The 25,074-nt window shown below is 74.1% G+C and carries 22 protein-coding genes; 12 read left to right on the forward strand and 10 right to left on the reverse strand.

Annotated features, from left to right (window positions below):
* Window positions 1-13 precede the first annotated feature (13 nt).
* The 9 genes from rsmA (at window position 14) to RM844_RS18775 (ending at window position 10,783) form a co-directional block, all read left to right on the forward strand.
* Window positions 14-856, forward strand: coding sequence for a 16S rRNA (adenine(1518)-N(6)/adenine(1519)-N(6))-dimethyltransferase RsmA (gene rsmA, locus RM844_RS18735; RefSeq protein ID WP_311668437.1), 843 nt, complete (start codon window positions 14-16; stop codon window positions 854-856).
* Window positions 857-886: 30 nt separating this feature from the next.
* Entirely contained in the window at window positions 887-1,801 is a 915-nt protein-coding gene (locus RM844_RS18740; RefSeq protein WP_311668407.1) for a 4-(cytidine 5'-diphospho)-2-C-methyl-D-erythritol kinase, read from the forward strand.
* Window positions 1,794-3,668 carry an ABC-F family ATP-binding cassette domain-containing protein gene (locus RM844_RS18745; protein WP_311668408.1) on the forward strand — a complete coding sequence of 625 codons (1,875 nt, stop codon included), beginning with the start codon at window positions 1,794-1,796 and terminating at the stop codon, window positions 3,666-3,668. Before RM844_RS18740 ends, RM844_RS18745 begins: the two co-directional genes overlap by 8 nt.
* Before the next feature lie 236 nt (window positions 3,669-3,904).
* On the forward strand, window positions 3,905-5,779 hold the full coding sequence (locus RM844_RS18750) for an outer membrane protein assembly factor BamB family protein (RefSeq protein ID WP_311668409.1): 1,875 nt from the start codon (window positions 3,905-3,907) through the stop codon (window positions 5,777-5,779).
* An 88-nt stretch (window positions 5,780-5,867) separates the two neighbouring features.
* Window positions 5,868-6,542, forward strand: coding sequence for a helix-turn-helix transcriptional regulator (locus RM844_RS18755; RefSeq protein ID WP_311668410.1), 675 nt, complete (start codon window positions 5,868-5,870; stop codon window positions 6,540-6,542).
* A gap of 128 nt (window positions 6,543-6,670) precedes the next feature.
* The gene (gene galT / locus RM844_RS18760; RefSeq protein ID WP_311668411.1) at window positions 6,671-7,744 is read left to right on the forward strand and encodes a galactose-1-phosphate uridylyltransferase; all 1,074 of its coding nucleotides are present in this window, start codon (window positions 6,671-6,673) and stop codon (window positions 7,742-7,744) included.
* Window positions 7,741-8,742 carry a UDP-glucose 4-epimerase GalE gene (gene galE / locus RM844_RS18765; RefSeq protein WP_311668412.1) on the forward strand — a complete coding sequence of 334 codons (1,002 nt, stop codon included), beginning with the start codon at window positions 7,741-7,743 and terminating at the stop codon, window positions 8,740-8,742. The genes galT and galE overlap by 4 nt, the downstream gene beginning before the upstream one ends.
* Window positions 8,739-9,875 (forward strand): galactokinase, encoded by a 1,137-nt coding sequence (galK, locus tag RM844_RS18770; protein ID WP_311668413.1) that lies wholly within the window; start codon window positions 8,739-8,741, stop codon window positions 9,873-9,875. Before galE ends, galK begins: the two co-directional genes overlap by 4 nt.
* 218 nt (window positions 9,876-10,093) lie before the next feature.
* Window positions 10,094-10,783: a response regulator transcription factor gene (locus tag RM844_RS18775; protein WP_311668414.1), complete on the forward strand. Its 690-nt coding sequence runs from the start codon at window positions 10,094-10,096 to the stop codon at window positions 10,781-10,783.
* Window positions 10,784-10,836: 53 nt separating this feature from the next.
* On the opposite strand, the gene RM844_RS18780 is transcribed toward RM844_RS18775, so the two are convergent.
* Window positions 10,837-11,328, reverse strand: a complete 492-nt coding sequence (locus RM844_RS18780; RefSeq protein ID WP_311668415.1) for a MarR family winged helix-turn-helix transcriptional regulator — start codon at window positions 11,326-11,328, stop codon at window positions 10,837-10,839.
* A 132-nt stretch (window positions 11,329-11,460) separates the two neighbouring features.
* On the opposite strand from RM844_RS18780, the gene RM844_RS18785 reads away from it, so the two are divergent.
* Together RM844_RS18785 and RM844_RS18790 are read left to right on the forward strand one after the other, a co-directional pair.
* On the forward strand, window positions 11,461-12,300 hold the full coding sequence (locus RM844_RS18785; RefSeq protein ID WP_311668416.1) for a trans-aconitate 2-methyltransferase: 840 nt from the start codon (window positions 11,461-11,463) through the stop codon (window positions 12,298-12,300).
* 220 nt (window positions 12,301-12,520) lie between these two features.
* Window positions 12,521-12,925 (forward strand): rodlin, encoded by a 405-nt coding sequence (locus tag RM844_RS18790; protein WP_311668417.1) that lies wholly within the window; start codon window positions 12,521-12,523, stop codon window positions 12,923-12,925.
* 118 nt (window positions 12,926-13,043) lie between these two features.
* Here the strand turns inward: RM844_RS18790 and RM844_RS18795 are convergent, their stop codons facing one another.
* Window positions 13,044-13,724, reverse strand: a complete 681-nt coding sequence (locus RM844_RS18795; RefSeq protein ID WP_311668418.1) for a TetR/AcrR family transcriptional regulator — start codon at window positions 13,722-13,724, stop codon at window positions 13,044-13,046.
* Window positions 13,725-13,731: 7 nt separating this feature from the next.
* Window positions 13,732-14,787, reverse strand: coding sequence for an acyl-CoA desaturase (locus tag RM844_RS18800; RefSeq protein ID WP_311668419.1), 1,056 nt, complete (start codon window positions 14,785-14,787; stop codon window positions 13,732-13,734).
* A gap of 276 nt (window positions 14,788-15,063) precedes the next feature.
* On the opposite strand from RM844_RS18800, the gene ppc reads away from it, so the two are divergent.
* Entirely contained in the window at window positions 15,064-17,859 is a 2,796-nt protein-coding gene (ppc, locus tag RM844_RS18805; protein ID WP_394814543.1) for a phosphoenolpyruvate carboxylase, read from the forward strand.
* A gap of 53 nt (window positions 17,860-17,912) precedes the next feature.
* Here the strand turns inward: ppc and RM844_RS18810 are convergent, their stop codons facing one another.
* The 7 genes from RM844_RS18810 to RM844_RS18840 form a co-directional block, all read right to left on the reverse strand.
* Window positions 17,913-18,407: a hypothetical protein gene (locus tag RM844_RS18810; protein WP_311668420.1), complete on the reverse strand. Its 495-nt coding sequence runs from the start codon at window positions 18,405-18,407 to the stop codon at window positions 17,913-17,915.
* A 64-nt stretch (window positions 18,408-18,471) separates the two neighbouring features.
* Window positions 18,472-19,083 carry an aminoacyl-tRNA hydrolase gene (gene pth, locus RM844_RS18815; protein ID WP_311668421.1) on the reverse strand — a complete coding sequence of 204 codons (612 nt, stop codon included), beginning with the start codon at window positions 19,081-19,083 and terminating at the stop codon, window positions 18,472-18,474.
* Between the two features lie 67 nt (window positions 19,084-19,150).
* The gene (locus RM844_RS18820) at window positions 19,151-19,735 is read right to left on the reverse strand and encodes a 50S ribosomal protein L25/general stress protein Ctc (RefSeq protein ID WP_311668422.1); all 585 of its coding nucleotides are present in this window, start codon (window positions 19,733-19,735) and stop codon (window positions 19,151-19,153) included.
* A 242-nt stretch (window positions 19,736-19,977) separates the two neighbouring features.
* Window positions 19,978-20,955 (reverse strand): ribose-phosphate diphosphokinase, encoded by a 978-nt coding sequence (locus RM844_RS18825; RefSeq protein WP_311668423.1) that lies wholly within the window; start codon window positions 20,953-20,955, stop codon window positions 19,978-19,980.
* Between the two features lie 89 nt (window positions 20,956-21,044).
* Window positions 21,045-22,511, reverse strand: a complete 1,467-nt coding sequence (gene glmU / locus RM844_RS18830; protein ID WP_311668424.1) for a bifunctional UDP-N-acetylglucosamine diphosphorylase/glucosamine-1-phosphate N-acetyltransferase GlmU — start codon at window positions 22,509-22,511, stop codon at window positions 21,045-21,047.
* A 144-nt stretch (window positions 22,512-22,655) separates the two neighbouring features.
* On the reverse strand, window positions 22,656-23,627 hold the full coding sequence (locus RM844_RS18835) for a cellulose-binding protein (protein ID WP_311668425.1): 972 nt from the start codon (window positions 23,625-23,627) through the stop codon (window positions 22,656-22,658).
* A 116-nt stretch (window positions 23,628-23,743) separates the two neighbouring features.
* Window positions 23,744-25,074: SUKH-4 family immunity protein (locus RM844_RS18840; protein ID WP_311668426.1), on the reverse strand; the 1,331-nt coding region annotated here is incomplete at its 5' end.

The raw sequence follows: 25,074 nt of genomic DNA on the forward strand, positions 1-25,074 counted from the left end.
CGAGCCGGCGGCGCTGCTCGGGCCGGCCGAGGTGCGCGAGCTGGCCAGCGCGCTGGGCGTGCGCCCCAGCAAGCAGCGTGGCCAGAACTTCGTGATCGACGCCAACACGGTGCGCCGGATCGTGCGGGCCGCCGAGGTCGGCGCCGGGGACACCGTGCTGGAGGTCGGCCCGGGGCTGGGCTCGTTGACGCTCGCCCTGCTGTCCACGGTGGACCGGGTGGTCGCCGTGGAGATCGACGACACGCTGGCGGCCGCGCTGCCGGCCACCATCGAGGCCCGGCTGCCGGCGCGGGCCGACCGGTTCGCGCTGCTGCACGCCGACGCGCTCACCGTCGAGTCGCTGCCGGGACCGCCGCCGGACGCGCTGGTCGCCAACCTGCCGTACAACGTGGCCGTCCCGGTGCTGCTGCACCTGCTGGCGACCTTCCCCAGCCTGGCCCGTGGGCTGGTGATGGTGCAGTCCGAGGTCGCCGACCGGCTGGTCGCGCCGCCCGGTTCGAAGGTGTACGGGGTGCCCTCGGTGAAGACCGCCTGGTACGCCGAGGCCCGGCGGGCCGGGGCGATCGGCCGGACCGTCTTCTGGCCGGCCCCCCGGGTGGACTCGGGGCTGGTGGCACTGACCCGGCGTGAGCCGCCGGCCACCACGGCCAGCCGGACCGAGGTCTTCGCCGTGATCGACGCCGCTTTCGCCCAGCGGCGCAAGACGCTGCGGGCCGCGCTGGCCGGCTGGGCCGGCTCGCCGGCCGCCGCCGAGGCGGCCTGCCGGGCGGCCGGCGTCCCGCCCACCGCCCGGGGCGAGTCGCTGACCGTGGCGGACTACGCCCGGCTCGCCGAGCGGCGCCCGACCGCCGCCTGACGCCCGACCACCGATCCGAGGACCCGCCTCATGCCCGCGCCATCCGTCTCCGTCCGCGTGCCAGCCAAGGTCAACGTCCAACTGGCCGTGGGGCCGTCCCGACCGGACGGCTTCCACGATTTGGCCAACGTGTTCCTCGCCGTGTCCCTGTACGACCTGGTGACCGCGACCGAGGCCGCGGGGCTGTCGGTCGGCGTCGAGGGCCCGGGCAGCGAGCAGGTGCCGACGGACGACCGCAATCTCGCGGTGCGCGCCGCCCGGCTGCTGGCCGAGCACCACGGCCGGCCGGCCGACGTGCGGCTCGACATCGTCAAGGACATCCCGGTGGCGGGCGGGATGGCGGGCGGCAGCGCGGACGCCGCCGGCGCGCTGCTGGCCTGCGACACGCTCTGGGGCACCGCCACCCCCCGCGAGGAACTCCTGGCGATCTGCGCCGAGTTGGGGTCCGACGTGCCGTTCAGCCTGGTGGGCGGCGCGGCGCTGGGGCGGGGCCGGGGCGAGCGGCTGACGGAGCTGCCGGTGGGCGGGGAGTTCCACTGGGTCTTCGCGCTGGCCGACGGCGGGCTGTCCACCCCGGCGGTCTACCGCGAGTGCGACCGGCTGCGCGGGGCGGCCCCGGTGGCCGCCCCCGAGCCGGACCCGGCGCTGCTGGGCGCGCTGGCGGCGGGGGACGCCGCCGCGCTCGCGCCGACGCTCGCCAACGACCTCCAGCCGGCCGCGCTGTCGCTGCGCCCGGCGCTGGCCGAGACGCTGGCCGCCGGCGCGGCGGCCGGGGCGCTCGCCGGGCTGGTCTCCGGCTCCGGGCCGAGCTGCGCCTTCCTGGTCGACAGCGCGCCGGCGGCGGCGGCGCTGGTCGCCGCGCTGGCCGGGTCCGGGCACTGCCGCGCGGCCCGTGCGACCACCGGGCCCGCGGCGGGTGCGACTACCATCGACTCCCATGCCTGAACCGTCCAGGGCCGCCAGGTCGGCGCCGTCCAGTTCACCGTCCCGCAGTGCCAGGAACCTGGTCAACGTCGAGTCCGTCAGCAAGGTCTACGGGACCCGCGCGCTGCTCGACGGCGTCTCCCTCGGGGTCAACGAGGGGGACCGGATCGGGGTGGTCGGCCGCAACGGCGACGGCAAGACCACGCTGATCCGGATGCTGGCCCGGCTGGAGCCGCCGGACGACGGGCGGGTCACGCACGCGGGCGACCTGCGGCTCGGCCTCCTCACCCAGCACGACTCGCTGGACCCGGCGGCCACCATCCGGCAGGAGGTGGTCGGCGAGCTGGCCGACCACCAGTGGGCCGGCGACGCCCGGGTGCGCGACGTGCTGACCGGCCTCTTCGGCGGGCTCGACCTGCCGGGCTTCCCGCAGGGCCTGGACACGGTGATCGGGCCGCTCTCCGGTGGCGAGCGGCGCCGGGTGGCGCTGGCCCGGCTGCTCATCGCCGAGCAGGACTTGATCGTGCTGGACGAGCCGACCAACCACCTCGACGTGGAGGGCATCTCCTGGCTGGCCGCCCATCTGGCGGCCCGGCGTTCGGCGCTGGTGGTCGTCACCCACGACCGGTGGTTCCTCGACCAGGTCTGCACCCGGATGTGGGACGTGCAGCGCGGCACGGTCTACGGCTACGAGGGCGGCTACAGCGACTACGTCTTCGCCCGCGCCGAGCGGGAGCGGATCGCGGCCAGCGAGGAGTCCAGGCGGCAGAACCTGGTCCGCAAGGAGCTGGCCTGGCTGCGGCGCGGGGCGCCGGCCAGGACCAGCAAGCCCAGGTTCCGGATCGAGGCGGCCAACGAGCTGATCGCCGACGTGCCGCCGCCGCGGGACAGCGCGGAGCTGATGGGCTTCGCCAGCGCCCGGCTGGGCAGGACGGTCTTCGACCTGGAGGACGTGACGGTCCGGGTGGGGGCCGAGGGGGACGGTGGACGCACCCTGCTGGACCGGCTCACCTGGCAGTTGGGGCCGGGGGACCGGATCGGCCTGGTCGGCGTCAACGGCGCCGGCAAGACCTCGCTGCTGCGCGCGCTGGCCGAGACCGCCAGGGGCCAGGACTCCCCGCTGTTGACCGCGGGCCGGGTCACCGTGGGCAAGACGGTGCGGCTGGCCTACCTCTCCCAGGAGGTCGCCGAACTCGACCCGACATGGCGGGTGTTGCAGGCGGTGGAGAGCGTCCGTTCCCGGGTGGACCTGGGCAAGGGGCGGGAGATGACGGCCTCCCAGCTCTGCGAGCGCTTCGGCTTCGGCAAGGAGCGGCAGTGGACGCCGGTGGGGGACATCTCCGGCGGCGAGCGCCGCCGGCTCCAGCTGCTGCGGTTGCTGATGGACGAGCCCAACGTCCTCTTCCTGGACGAGCCGACCAACGACCTGGACATCGAGACGCTGACCCAGCTGGAGGACCTGCTGGACGGCTGGCCCGGCACGCTCGTGGTGATCAGCCACGACCGCTTCTTCCTGGAGCGCACCACGGACCGGGTGTGGGCGCTGCTCGGCGACCGCACGCTGCGGATGCTGCCGCGCGGCATCGACGAGTACCTCGAACGCCGGGCGCGGCAGCGGGAGTCCGCCGCCGAGGCGGCCAGGCCGGCGGCGCCGGCGGCGCAGCCGAGCAAGCCGGCCCAGCTCTCCCGCGCCGCGCAGAAGGAGATCCAGCGGATCGAGCGTCAACTGGACAAGCTGGCCCAGCGGGAGACCACCCTGCACGCTCAGCTGGCCGAGCACGCCACGGACTTCTCCCGGGTGGCCGAGCTGGACGGCCAGCTCAGGGAGCTTGCCCAGGAGCGGGACCAGCTGGAAACCCGTTGGCTGGAACTGGCCGAGGACGCCTGAGAGAGTTCGTTTCCTTTCTGCCCGGACTGTTCCGAGATAGCCCCTGGCGCGTTCTCGGACACCTTTTGATTGCGGGCCGGTCACGGCTGTCCTGGAACCGCAACCACTCTCGGCGCTGTCGGAGTCCGGTGATAGAAAGAGGAACCGTGTACGCGTCCGTGCTCATCACGGTCCTTCGCCTACAAGTCGGGCATCGCGCCCGAAGGCTCTCGTGACTGTCCGGCCCAGGGGGAACGATGTCTCAGCCGCCACCGAACCAGCCGCCCGGCTCGCCGGGTGAGCAGCCCGAGCAGCCGTCGGCCGCGCCCGGTGGCGGCTTCGGTCCGCCGCCGGCTCCCGGCACCCCGCCCATCGCGCCGCCGTTGCCGCCGCAGGGCCAGCCCGGCCAGCCGGGCTACGGCTACCCGCAGCCGCCGGCGGCCCCGGCCGGCGGGTACGGCTTCCCGCAGCCGCCCGGCGGTCCGCCGCCGGGCGCGCCCGCCGGTGGGTACGGCTTCCCCCAGTCGGCGCCGACCCTGGGCGGCGCCAGCAGCCAGCAGCCCACGCTGGGCGGCGGGTTCAGCGCGCCCACGCCGCCGGGCCCGTACGGCCCGGGTGCCACGCCGACGGCCGGCGGCCAGAGCCAGTTCGGCGCGCCCGGTCCCTACGGCCCGCCCGGTGGCGGCACGTACGGCGGCGCCGTGCCCCCGCCGCCGGCCGGCTCGGGCGGCCAGCGCCGGCCGCCGGTCTGGGCGCTGATCAGCCTGGTGGTGATCCTGCTGGCCGCCGGCGGCGGCGCCTACTGGTTCTTCACCGGCGACGAGAAGACCACCGAGGCGCAGAACCGCGAGGCGGACGCGGGGGAGGCCGACGGCGAGGGCGGCGACTCGGGCGGCGAGGCCGGGGAGGAGGGCGGCACGCTGCCGGCCCAGGCCATCGAGGCCGGCCTGGCCTGGGAGGTGCCCAAGCTGGAGGTGGGGGCCGACGAGATCCTGACCCGCTCCAAGGGCGCCTGGTTCGTGGAGGACGCCGTGGTCCGGGTCCTGGGGAACCAGCTGATCTCCTACGACCTGGCCACCGGCCGGGAGAACTGGACGCTGCCGTTCGAGCTGTCCGGCGGCGACTGCAACGCCTCGCCCAACGTCGACGACAACCGGATCGCCATCCTCCAGGGCCGGGACTGCGAGGTGGTCTCCGTGGTGGACATCGCCGCCGGCGAGGAGCTCACCAGCATCCCGCTGAACAACTCGATCACCCCGGACCAGTACGACTTCCCGGCGATCCTCGGCGACACGGTCGCGGTCAGCTGGGGCATCGGCGGCGGCGGTTACCAGATCTCCACCGGCGAGCAGGTCTGGGTCTCCTCGACCGAGACGCAGAACTGCGCCGAGAACGCCTACATGGTGGTGGAGGACCAGTTCATCTCCCTGATGGAGTGCGGCTGGCTCGGTGAGGAGGGCGGCAGCGTCCGGGCCACCGACGAGGCGGGCAACCCGCTCTGGGAGTTCGCCTACACCGAGTTCGACGGCCAGCCGATGGAGGTCCGTTCGGTCCTCTCCGTCGAGCCGCTGACCCTGGTGATCTCGGTGGGCGAGAGCTTCTCCGACAACACCGAGCAGATCGTGGTGGTCAACGAGGACCGCACCGAGATCGAGCACGTCCTGGAGTACGACACCAGCCGTCATCTCGCGCCCTGCGAGTTGAACGTGCTCTCCTCCTGCTCGCTGGGCGTGGTGCACGACGACTACCTCTACCTCGCCACCAACGAGTCCCTCGGGGACAACGCGCTGGTCGCGTTCAACCTCACCACCGGCCAGGCCGAGTACGAGGCGGACGCGATCAACGGCGGCGCGATCCGGCCGTTCGCCGTGCAGGACGGCAAGATCCTCGCCTACCAGCCCGCCGACTACGAGCTGGAGGGCATGGTGGTCGCCCTCGACCCGGCGACGGAGGAGCTGACGGCGGTGATGGCGCTGGACCGGGCCGCGCGGCAGAAGGAGTACGCGATGATGGGCAGCGGCATGTTCGCGCACGACAACCTCCCGATGTGGCACGAGAACACGCTGGTCCTGGTGGACCGGGTGTCCTACGAGGAGGAGGACGCGATTCCCTCGGTGCTCGCCTACCGGTGAGCGGGGGCTGAGGCGTCCGATGCGGGCCGGGCCGGCCGGCCCGGCCCGGCCCCGGGTGGTCGGGACGGTCTCCGAGGGGGAGGCGAGGATGACGCTCAGGGTTGTGGTCGTCGATGACCGTCGGCTGGTCGCCGAGGCGTTGGCCTCCGCGCTGCGGGTGCGCGGCCACCGGGTGCTGGGCGCCGGCGCCCCGTCGGCCCGGGCCGCCGAGCTGGTCCGGGGCAAGCAGCCCGAGGTCTGCCTGTTCGGTTGTGGTGCCCCCGAGGCCCCCGGCGCGCTGGCGCCGGTGGCCCGCGTGCTGGACGAGGCGCCGCGGTGCGCGGTGGTGGTGCTCGGCCCGGTGCCCAGGCCGCGCGGGGTGGCCGCGGCCTTCGCGGCCGGCGCCCGGGGCTACGTCCGGCACGACGAGCGGATCGAGGGGGTGGAGCGCGCCCTCGCCCGGGCCAGGGCCGGCGAGGTGGCGGTCGCGCCCCAGCTGCTGCGGGACGCCTTCGCCGAGCTGTTGAACCCGGGGGACGCGGCGCACGCGGAGGGCGCCCGGCTCGCCGGGCTGCTGACCGACCGGGAGGCGGCCGTGCTGGTCCGGATCGTGGAGGGCGAGGACACCCGCCGGATAGCCGCCGGCCTCGGGGTCGCCCCCAGCACCGCCCGCACCCATGTGCAGCGGCTCCTCACCAAGCTGGGCACCGCCTCCCGGCTGGAGGCCGCCGCGCTCGCCGTCCGCACCGGGCTGCTGGAGCACCTGCCGGCCCGCGCCGGCTGAGCCGGTTCCCCCCGGGCCGGGATCCGGGACCGACACCACATTGACGCGACCCTGTCTCCCGCTGCATTCTTGTGTTTGATTCTGTTGGAGAGTGTGCTGGACTGCGTGGGATGGCGAGGCGAAACCGGATGCTGCGATGGACCGGAGCGAACTCCGGGGCGAAGAAGACACCGACCCTCCTGGCCGACGGTCGTGAGCTGATCTACTACGACGCCACCGGCGACACCGACCGCTCTGCGGCCGACCGCCGGCCGCTGCCCGAGACCACCTCCCGTTCGGAGGTGCGCTACAACGCGCTGCTCGGCGAGCACGTCGGCTACGCCGCGCACCGCCAGTCCCGCACCTACCACCCGCCGGCCGACCAGTGCCCGCTCTGCCCCACCACCGGGGACCGGCTGAGCGAGATACCGGCCGACTCCTACCAGGTGGCGGTCTTCGAGAACCGTTTCCCCTCCTTCGGCGGCGACCAGGGCCGTTGCGAGGTGGTCTGCTTCACCTCCGACCACGGCGCCTCGTTCGCCGACCTGAGCGAGGAGCAGGCAGGCCTGGTGCTCAGCGCCTGGACCGACCGGACCGACGAGCTGTCCCGGCACCCGGGCGTGCGCCAGGTCTACGTCTTCGAGAACCGGGGCGCCGAGATCGGCGTCACGCTGGCCCACCCGCACGGTCAGATCTACGGCTACCCCTACGTCACCCCGTTCACCGAGCGGATGCTGACCGCCGTGGCCGACCACCGGGAGCGCACCGGGGAGAACCTCTTCGACGAGCTGGTGGCCGCCGAGCGCGCCGACGGCAGCCGGGTGGTGCTGGAGACCGAGCACTGGCTGGCCTTCGTGCCACGGGCCGCCCGCTGGCCCTACGAGGTGCACCTCTACCCGGCCCGCCGGGTGCCCGACCTGCGCTCCCTCAACGAGGCCGAGCGCGCCGAGTTCCCCCGGGTCTACCTGGAGCTGCTGCGCCGCTTCGACCGGCTCTTCGGCCCCGGGGCCGGCCCGACCCCGTACATCTCCGGCTGGCACCAGGCCCCGTTCGACGCGGCCGACCGGTCGGAGTTCGCGCTCCACCTGGAGTTGTTCACCATCCGGCGAAGCGCGGACAAGTTGAAGTTCCTGGCCGGCTCGGAGTCCGGCATGGGGGCCTTTGTCAGTGACGTTCTGCCGGAGGCGGCTGCCGACCGGCTGCGAGAGGTGGCGAGCGAGTGAGGTATCTGGTCACGGGCGGAGCCGGCTATGTCGGCGGCGTGGTCGCCGCCCATCTGCTGGCGGCCGGCCACCGGGTGACGGTGCTGGACGACCTGTCCACCGGCTTCCGCGCCGGCGTGCCGGCCGGCGCCGAGTTCGTCGAGGGCCGGGTGCAGGACGTCGGCGACTGGCTGGACGGCTCCTTCGACGGCGTGCTCCACTTCGCGGCCTGCTCGCAGGTCGGCGAGTCCGTGGTGGACCCGGAGAAGTACTGGCGCAACAACGTCGGCGGCACCATCGAGCTGCTGACCGCGATGCGCGCCGCCGGGGTGCGCACCCTGGTCTTCTCCTCCACCGCCGCCGTCTACGGCGAGCCCACCAGCACGCCCATCACCGAGGACGCGGCCACCGCGCCCACCAACCCGTACGGCGCCAGCAAGCTGGCCGTGGACCAGATGCTGACCGGTGAGTGCGCCGCGCACGGCCTGGCCGCCGTCTCGCTGCGCTACTTCAACGTGGCCGGCGCGCACGGCGAGCAGGGCGAGCGGCACGACCCGGAGAGCCACCTCATCCCGATCGTGCTCCAGGTCGCGCAGGGCCGCCGGGCGTCGATCTCCGTGTACGGCACGGACTACCCGACCGCCGACGGCACCTGCGTCCGCGACTACATCCACGTGGACGACTTGGCCGAGGCGCACCTGCTGGCCCTGACCGCGGCCACTCCGGGCGAGCACCTGGTGTGCAACCTCGGCAACGGCAACGGCTTCTCGGTGCGCGAGGTGATCGAGACCGCCCGCGAGGTCACCGGCCACCCGATCCCGGAGACCCCGGCCGAGCGCCGGGCCGGCGACCCGGCCGTGCTGGTCGCCTCGGCCGAGCGGGCCAGGGAACGCCTCGGCTGGCGCCCCAGCCGCGCCGACCTGGCCGGAATCATCGCGGACGCCTGGGCGTTCGCCCAGCGAGCGGACCGGGCGGAGACCACCCCCGGCGGTACCGAGGGAGAGGAGACGGCCCCGTGAACGGTCACCAGCAGGTGTTCGGGGTCGCCCCGGACGGCGCCTGGAGCGCCCCCGGCCGGGTCAACCTGATCGGCGAGCACACCGACTACAACGAGGGCTTCGTGCTCCCGCTGGCGCTGCCGCACTCGGCCGTCGCCACGGTCACCAGGCGCGCCGACCGGGTGCTGCGGCTGCGCTCCCGGGACGTGGGCGACGCGATCGTGGAGCTGAGCCTGGACCGGCTGGTGCCCGGCGAGGTCAGGGGCTGGGCCGGCTACCCGGCCGGCGTCGCCTGGGCGCTGGAGCGGGCCGGCCACCGGCTCGCCGGCGCCGACATCCACTTCGCCTCCGACGTGCCGACCGGCGCCGGCCTCTCCTCGTCGGCCGCGCTGGAGGTGGTCACCGCGCTGGCGCTCAGCGAGCTGAACGGGCTCGGGCTGACCGAGGCGGAGCTGGCCCGGATCGGGCAGCTCGCGGAGAACGACTTCGTCGGCATGCCCTGCGGCATCCTGGACCAGATGGCCTCGGCCTCCTGTGTGGACGGCCATGTGCTGCACCTGGACACCCGGGACCTCAGCGGCCGGCAGGTGCCGTTCGACATGGCGGCCGAGGGCCTGCGGCTGCTGGTCGTGGACACCCGGGTCAAGCACGCGCACGCGGACGGCGGCTACGGCCGGCGGCGCGCCGAGTGCGAGGCGGGCGCGGCCGCGCTGGGCGTGCCGTTCCTGCGGGACGTGCCGTTCGAGAAGCTGGACGCCGAGCTGGCCCGGATCGACGACGAGGTGGTCCGCCGCCGAGTGCGGCACGTGGTCACCGAGGACCGCCGGGTGGCGCGGGTGGTCGGGCTGCTGGACGCCGGCCGGCCGCGGGAGATCGGCCCGCTGCTGACCGAGGGCCACCTCTCGCTCCGGGACGACTTCGAGGTCTCCTGCCCGGAGCTCGACCTGGCGGTCGACACGGCCAACGCGGCCGGCGCGCTCGGCTCCCGGATGACCGGCGGCGGCTTCGGCGGCTCGGCGATCGCCCTGGTGCCGGAGGAGTCGGTGCCGGCCGTGCGGGACGCGGTGCTGGCGGCGTTCGCCGGCGCCGGCCTGGCGGCGCCCCGGATCTTCGAGGCGGTCCCCTCGGCGGGGGCCCGCCGGCTGGCGGTGTGACCGTAGCGATATCGACGGTTCGGCGAAACCCCTTCCACCGGGGGAAGGCCGCCGTAGGCTGAGTACAGCACCGGTGGGGGCCGGTGCTGATCAGGGGGCGAGACGGTGGGCGCGGCGCCCGGTTCCACGGTGCCTCCGGCGGCGGCCGGGGTCACCGCGACGGACGTGGTGCCGTGCCCGCCGAGCCGCCCCTTCGTCGCGACCCCAAGGGGTTTTCGGTGGACCGAATTCGGGTGCTGGTGGTGGACGAGCACCGGATCTTCGCGGAGTCGCTGGCGACCGCCCTGACGGCGGAGGCGGACGTGGAGGCGGTGGCGCTCGGCAGCGTGCCCGCCGCCCGGCAGCTGCTCGACCGGGTGCGGGAGGGCCGACACCCGCCCTACGACGTGCTGTTGCTCGACGCGGAGCTGGCCGGCGCGGTGGCCGCGGCCGAGGAGCGCGGGCCGCTGCTCGGCTGGGTGAGCGACACTTTCCCCGCCCTTCGTACTGTCATGCTCGCGGCATCTGACGACCCGGCCGGCGCGGCCCGGGCGCTGGCCGCCGACGCCCGCGGCTGGGTGGCCAAGGACAGCTCGCTGGCTCGGCTGCTCCAGGTCATCAGGGGCGTGCTGCGCGGGGAGACCCACCTGCCGCCCGCGCTGCTCACCGAGGTGCTCAGGGAGCTCCAGTCCGACCGCCGGCACCGGGGCGAGCGCGAGCGGCTGGTGACCGCCCTGACCGCCCGCGAGCTGGAGGTGCTGCGCTGCATGCTGGCCGGCCTCGGGCGCAAGGCGGTGGCCGAACGGCTCTACCTCTCGCCGCACACCGTCCGCACCCACATGCAGAACGTCCTGGGCAAGCTGGGCGTGCACTCCACCCTGGCTGCCGTCGCCCTGGCCCGCCGGGCCGGCATCCCGCCGGCCGACTGACCCGGCGGACCGCCTTGGCGGACCGCGCCGGGCGGCGGATGCTCCTATGGATGTCAGAGGTTGTCGAACGGCGCCGTGAGGGAGCGCAGCAGGCGCGCCAGCGCGTGCCGCTGCTCGACGGTGAGGTCGGCCAGGATGGCCCGCTCCTGGTCCAGCAGCGCGGCCAGCGCGCTGTCCGCCTTGTCCCGCCCCACGGCGGTCAGCCGGACCAGCACGCCGCGTCGGTCGGACGGGTCGGGCAGCCGCTCCACCAGGCCCTTCTTGGCCAGCCTGTCGATGCGGTTGGTCATGGTGCCCGAGGTGACCAGGGTCTGGGTCAACAGCTGTCCCGGGGAGAGCTGGTACGGGTCCCCGGCCCGGCGCAGGGCGGTGAGGACGTCGAACTCCCACGGCTCCAGCTGGTGTTCGGCGAACGCCTGGCGCCTGGCCCGGTCCAGGTGGCGGGCCAGCCGGCTCACCCGGCTGAGCACCTCGAGGGGCTCCACGTCGAGATCGGGGCGCTCCCGCCGCCAGGCGGCGACCAACCGGTCTACCTCGTCCTCCATGGGGCCACCTCCATGGGGTCAGTCTAGTTTGTTGTTTCGACATGAAGTCTCACGCTGTCGAGTTTCACGGCATCGAGCTTCCTAGCGTGAAGTTTCTTGACATCGAGATATTTCCCCGGCCAGGATCGTGCCATGAGCCAGACCAGCAGCCCCCCGCCCGAGCCCACCGCCAGCCCGCAGCCCCGCTGGGACCCGGCGCAGTACCAGCGGCACTCCCGGGCCCGCTCCCGCGCCCTGACCGAACTCGTCGCCCGCGTACCGGCGTTGCCCGCCGCGCCGCGGATCGCCGACCTGGGCTGCGGCCCCGGGGCGCCCAGCACGCTGCTCTTCGAGCGCTGGCCGGACGCCCGGGTCACCGGCTACGACAACTCCCCGGAGATGCTGGCCGAGGCGCGCCGGGTCACCGCCCCGGCGGGCGGCACCCTCGACTTCGTCGAGGCCGACCTCGCCGGCTGGCACCCCGGCCAGCCGCCGGATCTGATCGTCGCCAACGCGGCCCTCCAGTGGGTGCCCGAGCACTGGCGGCTGCTGCCCGGCTGGATCGACGCGCTCGCCCCCGGCGGGGTCATCGCCTTCCAGGTGCCGGGGAACTTCGCGGCGCCCAGCCACCGGCTGATGCGCGAGATCGCCGACCGGCCGCGCTGGCGCGCCCGGCTCGCCGGGGTGCTGCGCGCCACCGACCCGGTGCTGACCCCGGCCGGCTACCTGGCGGAGCTGGCCCCGCACTGCGCGGCCGTCGACGTCTGGGAGACCACCTACCTGCACCGGCTGACCGGCGAGGACCCGGTGCTGGACTGGGTGCGCGGCACCGGCCTGCGGCCGGTCCTCACCGCGCTGGCCGACGAGCCCGCCGAGCTGGCGGCCTTCCTCGCCGACTACCGGGCGGCGCTGCGGGTCGCCTACCCGGCGGGCGAGCACGGCACCGTCTTCCCGTTCCGCCGGATCTTCGCCGTCGGCACCCGGGCCCGCTGACCGCCGCCGCGCCGGCGGGGACGCGCTCCGAGGCGCGTCGCCCGGCGCCGCGTGGGGCGGGGGCGGGAGCCCGGGCGCACGCCCCCCGAAGTGCTCCGACAAGCCCCCAATGGGCCTCAGATTGCGCGATTCGGGTGAACGGCGGCAACTGAATCCATCGAGCGGCGTTGTTCAGGGCGCTCCGGAAACAGGGCATCCCAGAACTCGGAAGGACAAGCTAGTGATCAAGAAGTCGCTTGCCACGGTCGCCGTCGCGGCCTCCGCCGTGGGCATGGCCGGCATCGCCGCCACCCCCGCCATGGCCGCGGACGAGTCCGAGCTGACCACGGTCAACGGCAACGGCGCCTCGGACCGGATCGGCAACACCACCACCGGTGGTTACATGAGCCCGAACATGTCCCTGGTCAACGGCTCGCTGAACAACCTCTGCCTGCCGATCGCGGACATCCAGAAGGTGAACGCGGGCTCCCTGATCGGCCTGATCCCGATCACCGTTCAGGACCTGCTCACCAGCAACAACCAGCAGACCTGTGTGGAGAACTCCAGCCAGGTCGACGGCGACGACCCGCTGTCGCACGTGCTGTCGCACATCCCGGTGCTGTCGCAGAACGGCGTCGGCAACTGAGGCAGCGCCGCTCCTCGCGGCACTGGCCGGCCAGCCGGCCGGCCGACGCCGCACCCCCCAAGGCCCCCCGACCACGCCAGTCTCTTCCGGTCGGGGGGCCGAGGCCCGCCCCGGGCGCTCAGACCCGGCGGCGGCCGACCAGCTTCGGGTTGTGCTCCAACCCCTGGAGACCGTGCCAGGCCAGGTTGACCAGGTGCGCCGCCACCTCGGCCTTCTTCGGCTTGCGGACGTTCAGCCACCACTGCCCGGTCAGTGCCACCATCCCCACCAGGGCCTGCGCGTACATCGGTGCCAGCTTGGCGTCGAAGCCCCGGCTCTTGAACTCCAGCCCGAGGATGTCCTCGACCTGGGTGGCGATGTCCCCGATCAGCGAGGCGAAGGTGCCCGTGGTCTGCGCCACCGGCGAGTCCCGCACCAGGATGTGGAAGCCGTCCGTGTACTGCTCGATGTAGTCGAGCAGCGCGAACGCCGCCTGCTCCAGCAACTCCCTCGGGTGTCCCGCGGTCAGCGCCCCGGTGACCATGGACAGCAGCCGGCTCATCTCCCGGTCCACGACGACCGCGTAGAGCCCCTCCTTGCCCCCGAAGTGCTCGTAGACCACCGGCTTGGAGACCCCCGCCTTGGCGGCGATCTCCTCCACCGACGTGCCTTCGAAGCCGCGCTCGGCGAAGAGCGTGCGACCGATGTCCAGCAACTGCTCCCGGCGTTCGGTCCCGGTCATCCGTCTACGGGCTCGTCGGGTGGCACGAGCCGGCCGATTCTTGCCGTTGCCGCTGCTGTTGTCGTCTTCGGTCGCCACGCCCCCATCATGCCGTCTTGACGGTGTCCTCCGCCCGGCGGTCGGAAGGCCGGCCGCCGGCGCCGCCCCCGGTCCTGCGGCGGGCCGCCAGCCGCTCCGGCCTGGGCCACCGCACGTCGTGCACCCAACCGGCCTTCTCCAGCCAGCGGATCAGCCGGGCGCTGGAGTCCAGCTGCCAGCGGTCCACGCCGTGCCGGGCGCAGGTCGGATCGGCGTGGTGCAGGTTGTGCCAGGACTCGCCGCAGGAGAGCACCGCCAGCCACCAGACGTTCCCCGAGCGGTCCCGGGAGCGGAACGGGCGCCTGCCGGTGGCGTGGCAGATCGAGTTGATCGACCAGGTCACGTGGTGCAGCAGTGCCACCCGGACCAGGGAGCCCCAGAAGAACGCGGTCAGCGCGCCCTGCCAGGACCAGGTGACCAGGCCGCCGACCAGCGGCGGGGTGGCCAGCGAGACCGTGGTCCACAGCACGAACTGCCGGGAGATCCGGCGCAGACCCGGGTCGTCGACCAGGTCGGGCGCGTACTGCCGGGCCGGGGTCTGCTCGGTGTCGAACAGCCACCCGAGGTGCGCCCACCACAGGCCCTTCAGCAGCGCCGGCACCGAGTCGCCGTAGCGCCACGGGGAGTGCGGGTCACCCTCGGCGTCCGAGTGCCGGTGGTGCCTGCGGTGGTCGGCGACCCAGCGCACCAGCGGGCCCTCGACGGCCATCGAGCCGGCGATGGCCAGCGCGATCCGCACCGGCCGCTTCGCCTTGAACGCGCCGTGCGTGAAGTGCCGGTGGAACCCGACGGTGATGCCGTGGCAGCCGATGAAGTAGAAGGCGACCATCAGGCCCAGGTCGAGCCAGCTCACCCCCCAGCCCCAGGCCAGGGGGACGGCGGCGAGCAGTGCCAGGAAGGGCACCACGATGAAGAGCAGCAGCGCGAACTGCTCCACGCCCCCGCGCTGTTCGCCGCCGAGGGTGGCGGACGGCGGCTCGGGCGCGGGGGTGGACGGCGCGGGGCGGACGGGTTCGGTCACCGCGGCCGGCGTGGGCCGCGCGAGGTCGGGGGAGGTGGTCATGAGCGGCTACCTAGAGAGGGGAGTGGGGGGTTCGCAGGCGCGGCGGAGGGGCCGGCGCGTGTCCCGTGGGGGAAACCGCGTCGCGCAACCTACGGAGCCGTAACCTACGCCTACGTAACTATCGCAGTTCATCCGGTGCCACAAGCGTCGTGCTGGGGAAGTCGCCAAGAGGTGAAGGAGCCGCGGGGAGGGCTCACTACCATGGGATGGTCGGACAGCGCGGTCCGCTATGTGCCCTAGACCTGCCAGACCAGTCAGCTGCGAGGAGCCGCATCCGTGAGCAGTCCCGACAGCCCGAGCCGCCGGTCCCCGTCCGAGACCGCCGGCCACACCGAGATCCCGGACGCCAAGGGCGCGCCGGAGAGCAGTAGCGCGCTGCGCGCCGACATCCGCCGACTGGGCGACCTGTTGGGCGAGACGCTGGTGCGGCAGGACAGCCCCGACCTGCTCGAACTGGTCGAGCGCGTCCGGGCGCTGACCAGGAGCGACGGGGAGGCCGCCGCCGAGTTGCTGGCCTCGACCGACCTGGCGACGGCGGCCAAGCTGGTGCGCGCCTTCTCCATCTACTTCCACCTGGCCAACGTCACCGAGCAGGTGCACCGGGGGCGCGAGTTGCGGGAGCGGCGGGCCGCCGAGGGCGGCGTGCTCACCCGCACCGCCGACATGCTCAAGGACGCCGATCCGGACCACCTGCGGGCCACCGTGGCCGCGCTCGGGGTGCGCCCGGTCTTCACCGCGCACCCGACGGAGGCCGCCCGGCGTTCGGTGCTGACCAAGCTGCGCAAGATCGCCGAGCTGCTGGACCGGCACGAGGCGGAGGACGGCGGCGACCGGCGCCGCACCGACCTGCGGCTGGCCGAGAGCATCGACCTGATCTGGCAGACCGACGAGCTGCGGGTCACTCGCCCGGAGCCCACCGACGAGGCCAGGAACGCCGTCTACTACCTGGACGAGCTGCACGCCGGCGCGGTCGGCGACGTGCTGGAGGACCTGTCCGCCGAGCTGGACCGGGCGGGCGTCGAACTGCCCACCGAGGCACGCCCGTTGACCTTCGGCACCTGGATCGGCGGGGACCGGGACGGCAACCCGAACGTCACCCCCTCGGTCACCTGGGACGTGCTGCTGCTCCAGCACGAGCACGGCATCGAGAGCGCCCTCGGGCACATCGACGAGCTGCGCAGCGCGCTCTCCAACTCGATCCGCAACTCCGGCGCCAGCGAGGAGCTGCTGGCCTCGCTCCGCCGGGACCTGGAGCTGCTGCCCGAGATCACCCCGCGCTACAAGCGGCTCAACGCCGAGGAGCCGTACCGGCTGAAGGTCACCTGCATCCGGCAGAAGCTGCTCAACACCCGCGCCCGGCTGGCCGCCGACGCCCCGCACACCCCGGGCCGCGACTACCTGGGCACCGAGGGGCTGCTCACCGACCTGGCCCTGGTGCGGGACTCGCTCCGGGCGCACCGTGGTGAGCTGATCGCCGGCGGCCGGGTGGAGCGGCTGATGCGCACCATCGCCGCGTTCGGCCTCCAGCTGGCCACCATGGACGTCCGCGAGCACGCCGACGCGCACCACTACGCGCTCGGCCAGCTCTTCGACCGGCTGGGCGAGGAGTCCTGGCGGTACGCGGACATGCCGCGCGAGTACCGGGCCAAGCTGCTGGCCAGGGAGCTGCGTTCGCGCCGCCCGCTGGCCCCGACCCCGGCGCCGCTGGACGCCGCCGGCGCCAAGACGCTGGGCGTCTTCGCGACGGTGCGCCGGGCGCTGGACACCTTCGGGCCCGAGGTGATCGAGTCGTACATCATCTCCATGTGCCAGGGCGCGGACGACGTGTTCGCCGCCGCCGTGCTGGCCCGGGAGGCCGGGCTGATCGACCTGCACGCCGGCTGGGCCAGGATCGGCATCGTCCCGCTGCTGGAGACGACGGACGAGCTGCGGATCGCGGACGAGCTGCTGGACGCGATGCTGGCCGACCCCTCCTACCGGCGGCTGGTCTCGCTGCGGGACGACGTCCAGGAGGTCATGCTCGGCTACAGCGACTCCTCGAAGTTCGGCGGCATCACCACCTCGCAGTGGGAGATCCACCGCGCCCAGCGCCGGCTGCGCGACGTGGCGCACCGGCACGGCGTGCGGCTGCGGCTCTTCCACGGCCGGGGCGGCACGGTCGGCCGGGGCGGCGGGCCGACCCACGACGCGATCCTGGCGCAGCCCTGGGGCACGCTGGAGGGCGAGATCAAGGTCACCGAGCAGGGCGAGGTGATCTCGGACAAGTACCTGGTGCCGGCGCTCGCCCGGGAGAACCTGGAGCTGACGGTCTCCGCCACCCTCCAGGCGTCCGCGCTGCACACCGCGCCCCGGCAGTCCAGCCAGGCGCTGGCCCGGTGGGACGCGGCGATGGACACCGTCTCGGAGGCCGCGCACGCCGTCTACCGCGACCTGGTGGAGGACCCGGACCTGCCGGCGTACTTCTTCGCCGCCACCCCGGTCGACCAGCTGGCCGAGCTGCACCTGGGCTCGCGTCCCTCCCGGCGGCCGGACACCGGTGCGGGGCTGGACGGGCTGCGGGCCATCCCGTGGGTCTTCGGCTGGACGCAGTCCCGGCAGATCGTGCCCGGCTGGTTCGGCGTCGGCTCGGGTCTGAGGGCGGCCCGCGAGGCCGGCCTGGAGGAGGTGCTGACGGAGGCCTTCGAGCACTGGCACTTCTTCCGCAACTTCCTCTCCAACGTCGAGATGACGCTGGCCAAGACGGACCTGCGGATCGCCAGGCACTACGTGGACACCCTGGTGCCGGACGAGCTGCGGCACGTCTTCGACACCATCACCGCCGAGCACGAGCGGACCGTCGCCGAGGTGCTGCGGGTCACGGGGGAGGGTGAGCTGCTGGACGCCAACCCGGCGCTCCAGCGGACGCTGCGGATCAGGGACGCCTACCTGGACCCGATCTCCTACCTCCAGGTGACCCTGCTGGACCGGCAGCGCGCGGCGGCCAAGCGCGGCGAGGAGCCGGACCAACTGCTCTCCCGCGCCCTGCTGCTGACGGTGAACGGCGTGGCCGCGGGGCTGCGCAACACCGGCTGAGCCCGGGCCGTTCCCGGGGTTCCCGCCGGCCGGCGGGGCCCCGGGGGCGCCGGTCAGATCCAGAGCAGGAAGGTCACCAGCAGGTGGGCCAGCGCCAGGCCGGCCATGATCCAGGCGACGCGGTAGCGGCGCAGCCCGCCGGCCACGACCACGGCGCCGAGCAGCAGGGCGCCGGAGAACGGCGCCACCGCGTAGAGCGCGCCGGCGGTGTCGGAGCGGACCACCTCGGTGCCGTCGGGCAGGCGGACGGCGTCGAAGGTGTCGTCCGCGCCGCGGGCCAGCCGCTGCTCCAGCACCACCGTCTCGCCCGGAGGCGTGAACACCCCGGTGCAGCCGTCCCGTTCGCAGCGCAGCAGGGTGACGGAGCCCTGCTCGGCGCCGGAGCCGATCAGATGGCGCACGGTGTCCCAGGAGGCCCAGGCGCCGCCGGCGAGCAGGGCAGCCGTGAGCAGTGCGGCGAGGGCGATGCGCCCCAGCAGCAGCGCCCCGAAGGCGCTCTCACCGGCACGGCGGGCGGCACCGCGGCGGGTGGTCCGGGTCGCTGACATGGCGCAGATCCTTGGCCAAAGCAGCGCGTTCGGTCAAGTCCCGGCGGTCGGCGGGGCCGACGGGTCAGCCGTTGTACTGGCTCTGCGCGCGCTCCAACCCCTCGGTGACCAGCGCCGCGGCCGCGTCGGCCGCGCGGTCCACGTGGTAGTCGAGGTCCTTCCGCTCCACGGCGCTGAAGTCCCGCAGCACGAAGGCCGCGACCTCCATCCGGCCGGGCGGCCGGCCGACCCCGAAGCGGACCCGGAAGTAGTCCTTGCCCAGCGTCGAGGTGATCGACTTCAGCCCGTTGTGGCCGTTGTCACCGCCGCCGCGCTTCAGCCGCAGCACGCCGTAGCCGATGTCCAGCTCGTCGTGGACCACCACCAGCCGGTCCGGCGGCACCCGGTAGAACGAGCAGAGCGCGCCGACCGGGCCACCGGAGACGTTCATGAACGACATGGGCTTGGCCAGCACCACCCGGGGGCCGCCGCCGCCGGGCGGGCCGAGGCGGCCCTCCAGCACCATGGCCCGGGAGGCGCGGTGCGACCGGAAGCCGCCGCCCAGCCGCTCGGCCAGCAGGTCGGCGACCATGAAGCCGACGTTGTGCCGGTTGGCGGCGTAGCTCGGTCCTGGGTTGCCCAGGCCGACGATCAGCCAGGGCCCGTCGGGTGTCGTCGCTGGGGCGGCGTCGTTCATCAGTCCTCACGTCCTTCCGCCGTCGGGCGGGCCCGGGTGGGCCCGCCCTCGACCGGGGTCGCCGGGGTCAGCTGGCGGCCGCTTCGCCGGCGGGCTCGGCCGCCGGCTCCTCGCCCTGCGGCTGGAGCACCTGGACGACGACCTCGTCGGGGTCGACGGCCAGCGTGGTGCCGGCCGGCAGCCGGACGTCCTTGGCCAGCACCGCGTCGCCGATGGACAGGCCGGCGACGGAGACGGTGACCGACTCCGGGATGTTGGTGGCCTCGGCGGCCACCGGCAGGCTGTTGAGCACGTGCTCCAGCAGGCCGCCGCCCGGGGCCAGCTCGCCCTCGGTCACCACGGGGACATCGACGCTGACCTGCTCGCCGCGCTTGACCACCAGCAGGTCGATGTGGACCAGGAAGCCCCGGATCGCCTCGCGCTGGACGGCCTTGGGGATCACCAGCTCCTCGCGACCCTCGATGTCCAGGTTGATCAGGACGTTGGAGGTCTTGAGCGCCATCATCAGCTCGTGGCCGGGCAGCGTCACGTGCACCGGCTCACCGCCGTGCCCGTAGACGACCGCGGGGACCCGGCCCTCGCGACGGATCCGGCGGGCCGCGCCCTTGCCGAATTCGGACCGGGCCTCGGTCTTGAGCTTCACGTCTGCCATGGCTGCACTCCTCGTGTGGGGGCCGGAAACATCAGTCGGTCACCCGGCCCAGGGCGGGCCTGCACGAAGAGCGCGTCGATAACGGATAAGCCCCTGGGGCCTCCCTCGCCGAGCAACGGGGACGATTTTACCCCGCCGCCCGCACCGGTCCCGCCGCGGTCCCGTCCCCGGCCCCGCACCGGCCCGTGGCACGCCACCGGCCCGGCACCTCGGGGGTGCCGGGCCGGACGGGGCGCGGTCGGTCAGGCGTCGCCCTCGAAGAGGCTGGTGACCGAGCCGTCCTCGAAGACCTCGCGGACCGCCCTGGCGATGGTCGGGGCCATCGAGAGCACGGTGATCTTGTCCAGCGCCACCTCGCTCGGGGTGGGCAGCGAGTTGGTGAAGATGAACTCGCTCACCCGGGAGTTCTTCAGCCGGTCGGCGGCCGGACCGGAGAGCACGCCGTGGGTGGCGGCCACGATCACGTCCGACGCGCCGTTGGCGAAGAGGGCGTCCGCCGCGGCGCAGATGGTGCCACCGGTGTCGATCATGTCGTCGACCAGCACACAGACCCGCTCCCGCACGTCGCCGACGACCTCGTGGACGGTGACCTGGTTGGCCACGTCCGGGTCCCGGCGCTTGTGCACGATGGCCAGCGGCGCGCCCAGCCGGTCGGCCCAGCGGTCCGCGACCCGGACCCGGCCGGCGTCGGGGGAGACCACCGTGAGCTTCTCCCGGTCCACCCGGCCGCCGATGTAGTTGGTCAGCACCGGCAGCGCGAAGAGGTGGTCGACCGGGCCGTCGAAATACCCCTGGACCTGGTCGGCGTGCAGGTCCATGGCGATGATCCGGTGCGCGCCCGCGGTGCTCAGCAGGTCCGCCATCAGCCGGGCCGAGATGGGCTCCCGCCCGCGGTGCTTCTTGTCCTGCCGGGCATAACCGTAGAACGGAATGATCACCGAGATACTCCGCGCCGAGGCCCGCTTCAGCGCGTCGATCATGATCAACTGCTCCATGATCCATTTATTGATCGGCGCCGTGTGACTCTGCATCAGAAAACAGTCGGCACCCCGCACCGACTCCTGGAAACGTACATAGATCTCGCCGTTGGCAAAGTCCTGAGCCTTGGTCGGGACCAGTCCCACGCCCAATTCGGCGGCGACCTCCTTCGCCAGCTCTGGGTGGGCGCGGCCGGAGAAGAGCATCAGTTTCTTCTCACCGGTCGTCTTGATCCCGGTCACGTTAAGTCTCCTTGGCATGCGAGGACGGCGCTCGTTCACCCCAAAGGGGCCCTCCTACGGTACGCCGTCGAGGGCCCCTCGCGAACCCGTCAGTCCTGATCGTGATCGGGCTCCGCCGCAGCTAGAGCAGCCTGGGCGGCGCGGTCGGCGGCCGATCCAGGGCGCTTGCGGGCCACCCAGTCGGGCACGTTCCGCTGCTTGCCACGGGCTACCCCGAGTGATCCCGGCGGAACGTCCACGGTGATCACCGAGCCGGCCGCCGTGTAAGTCCCGTCTCCCACCGTGACCGGTGCCACAAAGGTATTGTCCGCCCCCGTTCGACAGTGCGAACCGATCGTGGTGCGGTGCTTTGCCTCACCGTCGTAGTTCACCACCACGCTGGACGCGCCAATGTTGGTGTGCTCGCCGATGGTGGCGTCGCCCACATAGGACAGATGCGGCACCTTCGTCCCGGTACCGAGGGTGGAGTTCTTCACCTCGACAAAGCCGCCGATCTTGGTGTCCGTGCCCAGCAGCGTCCCCGGCCGGAGATAGGCGTAAGGGCCGACGTTGGCGCCCGCGCCGATCACCGCGGTGTCCGCCACCGTGTGCACCACCGAGGCGCCCTCGCCCACCGTGCAGTCCCGCAGCCGGGTGCCCGGGCCCACCTCGGCGTCGGCCGCCACGTGGGTCGCGCCCAGCAGCTGGCAGCCGGGCTGGACCACCGAGTCCGGCTCGAAGGTGACCGTGGCGTCCACCCAGGTGCTCGCCGGGTCCACCACCGTCACGCCGGACAGCATCGCGGCCTCCAGCAGGCGGTCGTTGAGCAGCCGCCTGGCGTGCGCCAGCTGCACCCGGTTGTTGATGCCGACCAGCTCCCTGGGGTCGGCGGCCAGCTCGGCGCCCACCCGGTGGCCGGCCGCGCGCAGGATGCGCAGCACGTCGGGGAGGTACTCCTCACCCTGGCTGTTGTCCGTGCCGACCTTGTCCAACGCCTCCACCAGCAGCTCGCCGTCGAAGGCGAAGACCCCGGAGCTGACCTCGCGGATCGCCAGCGCGGCCGGCGAGGCGTCCTTGTGCTCCACGATCTCCGTCACCGAGCCGTCCGGCTCCCGCACCACCCGGCCGTAGCCGGTGGCGTCCGGCAGCTCCATGGTCAGCACCGTCACGGCGTTCTTCTCCGACGCGTGCCGCTCGGCCAGCGCGCGCAGCGTGGCGGCGGTCTGCAGCGGGGTGTCGCCGCAGGTCACCAGCACGGTGCCGACGGGCGTCCCGCCGTCCTCGGCGGCCAGCGCGGCCAGCGCGGTGCGCACCGCGTGTGCCGTGCCGCGCTGCTCGGTCTGCACCGCGGTGCGCACCCCGGTGTCCAGCTCGGCCAGGTGCGCGACCACCCGCTCCCGGCCGTGCCCGACCACCACCACCAGCCGCTCGGGCGCCAGCTCCCCGGCGGCCAGCACCACGTGGCCCACCATGGAGCGGCCACACAGCTCGTGCAGGACCTTGGGCGTCGCCGACTTCATGCGGGTCCCCTCACCCGCTGCGAGAACGATGATGGCTGCCGGACGGTTGGGGCTCACGGGAATCGCGTCCTTCGGTCGGTGTGGTCGGTGCCACCTGCCTCCACCCGGGCACGCCAGGGCGGGGACCAGGGAACTCCGCGTAACGGGGAATGGTCCGCAGGATACCCACGCGCCCCGCCGGCCCCGCCGTGTCAGCCCCGGTCAGCCGTGCTCGCGCTCCTCGGCGGCGGACTCCGCCGGCCCGGCGGCCCGCTGCTCCGGCGGCTGCCCGGCCGCCCCGGGGGCCTCCCGCGCGGCCCCGGCCGCCGGCTGGCCCGGGGTCCGCCCGGTCAACGCGGCCAGCGTGGTCCGCAGATGCGCCAGATAGGCGCGCACCTGCTCGGCCCGCTCGGCCTGCGCCCTGGCCAGCCGCTCCGCGTCCTGCTCGATCCGGCGCTGCCGCTTCGCCGCGTCCGCCAGCAGCTCGGCCCGCCGGGCCTCCGCCGCCTCGTTGCGGGCCCGCGCCGCCGCCTCCGCGTCCGCCAGCTCCCGGCGCGCCCGCTCCCAGGCGGCGTCGGCCCGCTCCGTCAGCTCCCGCACCCGCGCGGCCACCGCGGCCTCCCGCGCCGCCTGCCGCTCCTCGGCCAGCCGACCGCTGGCCCGCTGCCTGGTCCGCTGCTCGGCGACCAGCGCCTCCGCGTGCCTGACCACGTCGGCCAGCGTCGCCTCGGCCTGGCCGCGCAGCCGCGCGGCCCGTTGCCGCTCCTGCTCCAGCCGCGCCTCGGCGGCCTCGGCGATCTCCGCCAGCCGGCGCTCGGCGGCCAGCTCGGCGGCCACCCGCACCCGCGCGGCCTCGTTGGCCGCGCGCTCCCGGAGCGCCGCGCCGTGCTCGGCGGCCGACCGCAGCAGCACCTCGGCGTCCGCCTCGGCCAGCTCCCGGACGCCGGCCGCCTCGGCCTCGACCTCGGCCAACAGCAGCTCGGCCCGCTCGCCCAGCACGGCGAAGTCGGGGGCCGGCAGCGCCGCCGCCTCCGCCCGCAGCCGGGCGGCCCGCGCGGCCAGCTCCTCGGCGTACCGGCCCAACTCGGCCAGCCGGCGCAGCGCCTGCTCGCGTTCCCGGCCCAGCTCGGCCAGGACGTGGTCCACCTGCCGCGGCGCGTACCCCCGACCACGGACCGTGCGGAAAGCCGTCATAGCCAGATGATCCCCCAAACCCGGGGACGCCATCCGGAACCCGGGAGACGGGCTCGTGGCGCCGGCGCGTCCCGGGGGCGACACGCGCCGGCGCACACCACCGTTGAGCGGGGTGGCTACAGCAGGCCGTCCCACATCTGTTCGAGGAGCACGGACCACCAGCTCTCCGGGTCGGCGACCGTCATCGGGTCCAGCGAGGCCAGCTGCGCCTGGAAGTCACTGGTCCACCGGCCGGCCTGCTCCGAGGTGAGCCCGTAGCGCAGCCGCCACATCCGCCCCAGCAGCGCCATGGACCGGGCGAACTGCGGCAGCGAGGCGTTCACGAACTGCGGCGGCACCGGCTGCCCGCCGGGGCCGGCCTCCAGCGGCACCGCCACGATGTGCGCCGTGCCGTACTGCACGCAGAGCTGGCGCCCGAAGTCGCTGCCCACCACGAGGTACGAGCCGGCGTCGGCGGCCGGCTGCACGCCGCGCTCCATCGCCACCTCGGCCAGCGTCGGCACCGGCATCCCCGGCTGCGCCCTGGCCCAGAAGAACGGCGCGATCTCGGCCGGCAGACCGCTCCAGCTGAGGGTGCTGGCCACGATCTCCGGCACCCCCTGCCGGGAGGCGAACTGCGGCTCGTAGCGGAAGACCAGCTGCGGCCCGAACGCCTCGGCCAGCTCCTGGCCGATCACGTCCAGCCCGACCGCCGGCGCCGGCTGCTGCTGCGGCAGCGGCGCCCGTACCGGGGCGGTCCGCTGCGGGCCGTCGGCGAACTTCTTCAACTCGTCCTGGTGCTCCACCAGATGACGCACCCCGGCCTGCCGGGAGGCGAAGTCGGTGCCGTAGGGCGCGGTGTGCGTGATCCGCACCTGCGGCCAGGTCTCCCGGATCATCCGGGCGCAATAGCCGCCGGGCAGCTCACAGGACTGCAGCTCGGTGTGCAGCTCGATCACCTGCTGGGCCGGCACCTGCATGGCGAGCAGCTCGTGCAGGATCTGCCACTCGGGATGTGGCATGCCGGGCGCGGAGCGGCGGATCAGCTGCTGCTCCGAGCCGTCCGGCGCGCGGTAGCGGAGCACGGCCATGTAGCCGGAGCCGACCGCGGGCACCGGCTCCTGCGGGTAGCCGTAGGAGGCGGGTGGCGGGGTGCCAACGGGCGCGCCGGGCTGGCCGCCGGGCGCCGGCGCGTGCGGCGCGCCGGGGGGCGCGCCCAGCGGGCCGCCGGGCGCCCCCGGCGGAGGCCCGGGCGGGGCCGCGGCGCCGGGGGGCGGGGGCGGGCCCTGCGGGGCGCCGGGGGGTGGCGGGGTGCCCACGCCGGGGGGCGGGGGCGTGCCCGGGCCGCGCAGCGAGGCGACCACGTCCGGGTCGACCATCTGGGGCGGCACATAGGCGACTTCGCCGCCCGCGGTCGCCGAGACGGCCGGCTTGGGCGAGCCCGGCGCGCCGGGGGGCGGGGGCGGGC

It is taken from the genome of Streptomyces chisholmiae, assembly GCF_031845445.1.
Taxonomy (GTDB): domain Bacteria; phylum Actinomycetota; class Actinomycetes; order Streptomycetales; family Streptomycetaceae; genus Streptomyces; species Streptomyces chisholmiae.

Excerpts from the sequence above, each read along its gene's own strand:
- RM844_RS18780 (WP_311668415.1), bottom strand. The coding sequence starts at position 11,328 with ATGGAGGACGAGGTAGACCGGTTGGTCGCCGCCTGGCGGCGGGAGCGC.
- RM844_RS18835 (WP_311668425.1), bottom strand. The coding sequence starts at position 23,627 with ATGACGGCTTTCCGCACGGTCCGTGGTCGGGGGTACGCGCCGCGGCAG.
- RM844_RS18785 (WP_311668416.1), top strand. The coding sequence starts at position 11,461 with ATGAGCCAGACCAGCAGCCCCCCGCCCGAGCCCACCGCCAGCCCGCAG.
- RM844_RS18810 (WP_311668420.1), bottom strand. The coding sequence starts at position 18,407 with ATGTCAGCGACCCGGACCACCCGCCGCGGTGCCGCCCGCCGTGCCGGT.
- RM844_RS18820 (WP_311668422.1), bottom strand. The coding sequence starts at position 19,735 with ATGGCAGACGTGAAGCTCAAGACCGAGGCCCGGTCCGAATTCGGCAAG.
- RM844_RS18750 (WP_311668409.1), top strand. The coding sequence starts at position 3,905 with ATGTCTCAGCCGCCACCGAACCAGCCGCCCGGCTCGCCGGGTGAGCAG.
- pth (WP_311668421.1), bottom strand. The coding sequence starts at position 19,083 with ATGAACGACGCCGCCCCAGCGACGACACCCGACGGGCCCTGGCTGATC.
- galT (WP_311668411.1), top strand. The coding sequence starts at position 6,671 with ATGCTGCGATGGACCGGAGCGAACTCCGGGGCGAAGAAGACACCGACC.
- RM844_RS18740 (WP_311668407.1), top strand. The coding sequence starts at position 887 with ATGCCCGCGCCATCCGTCTCCGTCCGCGTGCCAGCCAAGGTCAACGTC.
- RM844_RS18800 (WP_311668419.1), bottom strand. The coding sequence starts at position 14,787 with ATGACCACCTCCCCCGACCTCGCGCGGCCCACGCCGGCCGCGGTGACC.
- RM844_RS18755 (WP_311668410.1), top strand. The coding sequence starts at position 5,868 with ATGACGCTCAGGGTTGTGGTCGTCGATGACCGTCGGCTGGTCGCCGAG.
- RM844_RS18745 (WP_311668408.1), top strand. The coding sequence starts at position 1,794 with ATGCCTGAACCGTCCAGGGCCGCCAGGTCGGCGCCGTCCAGTTCACCG.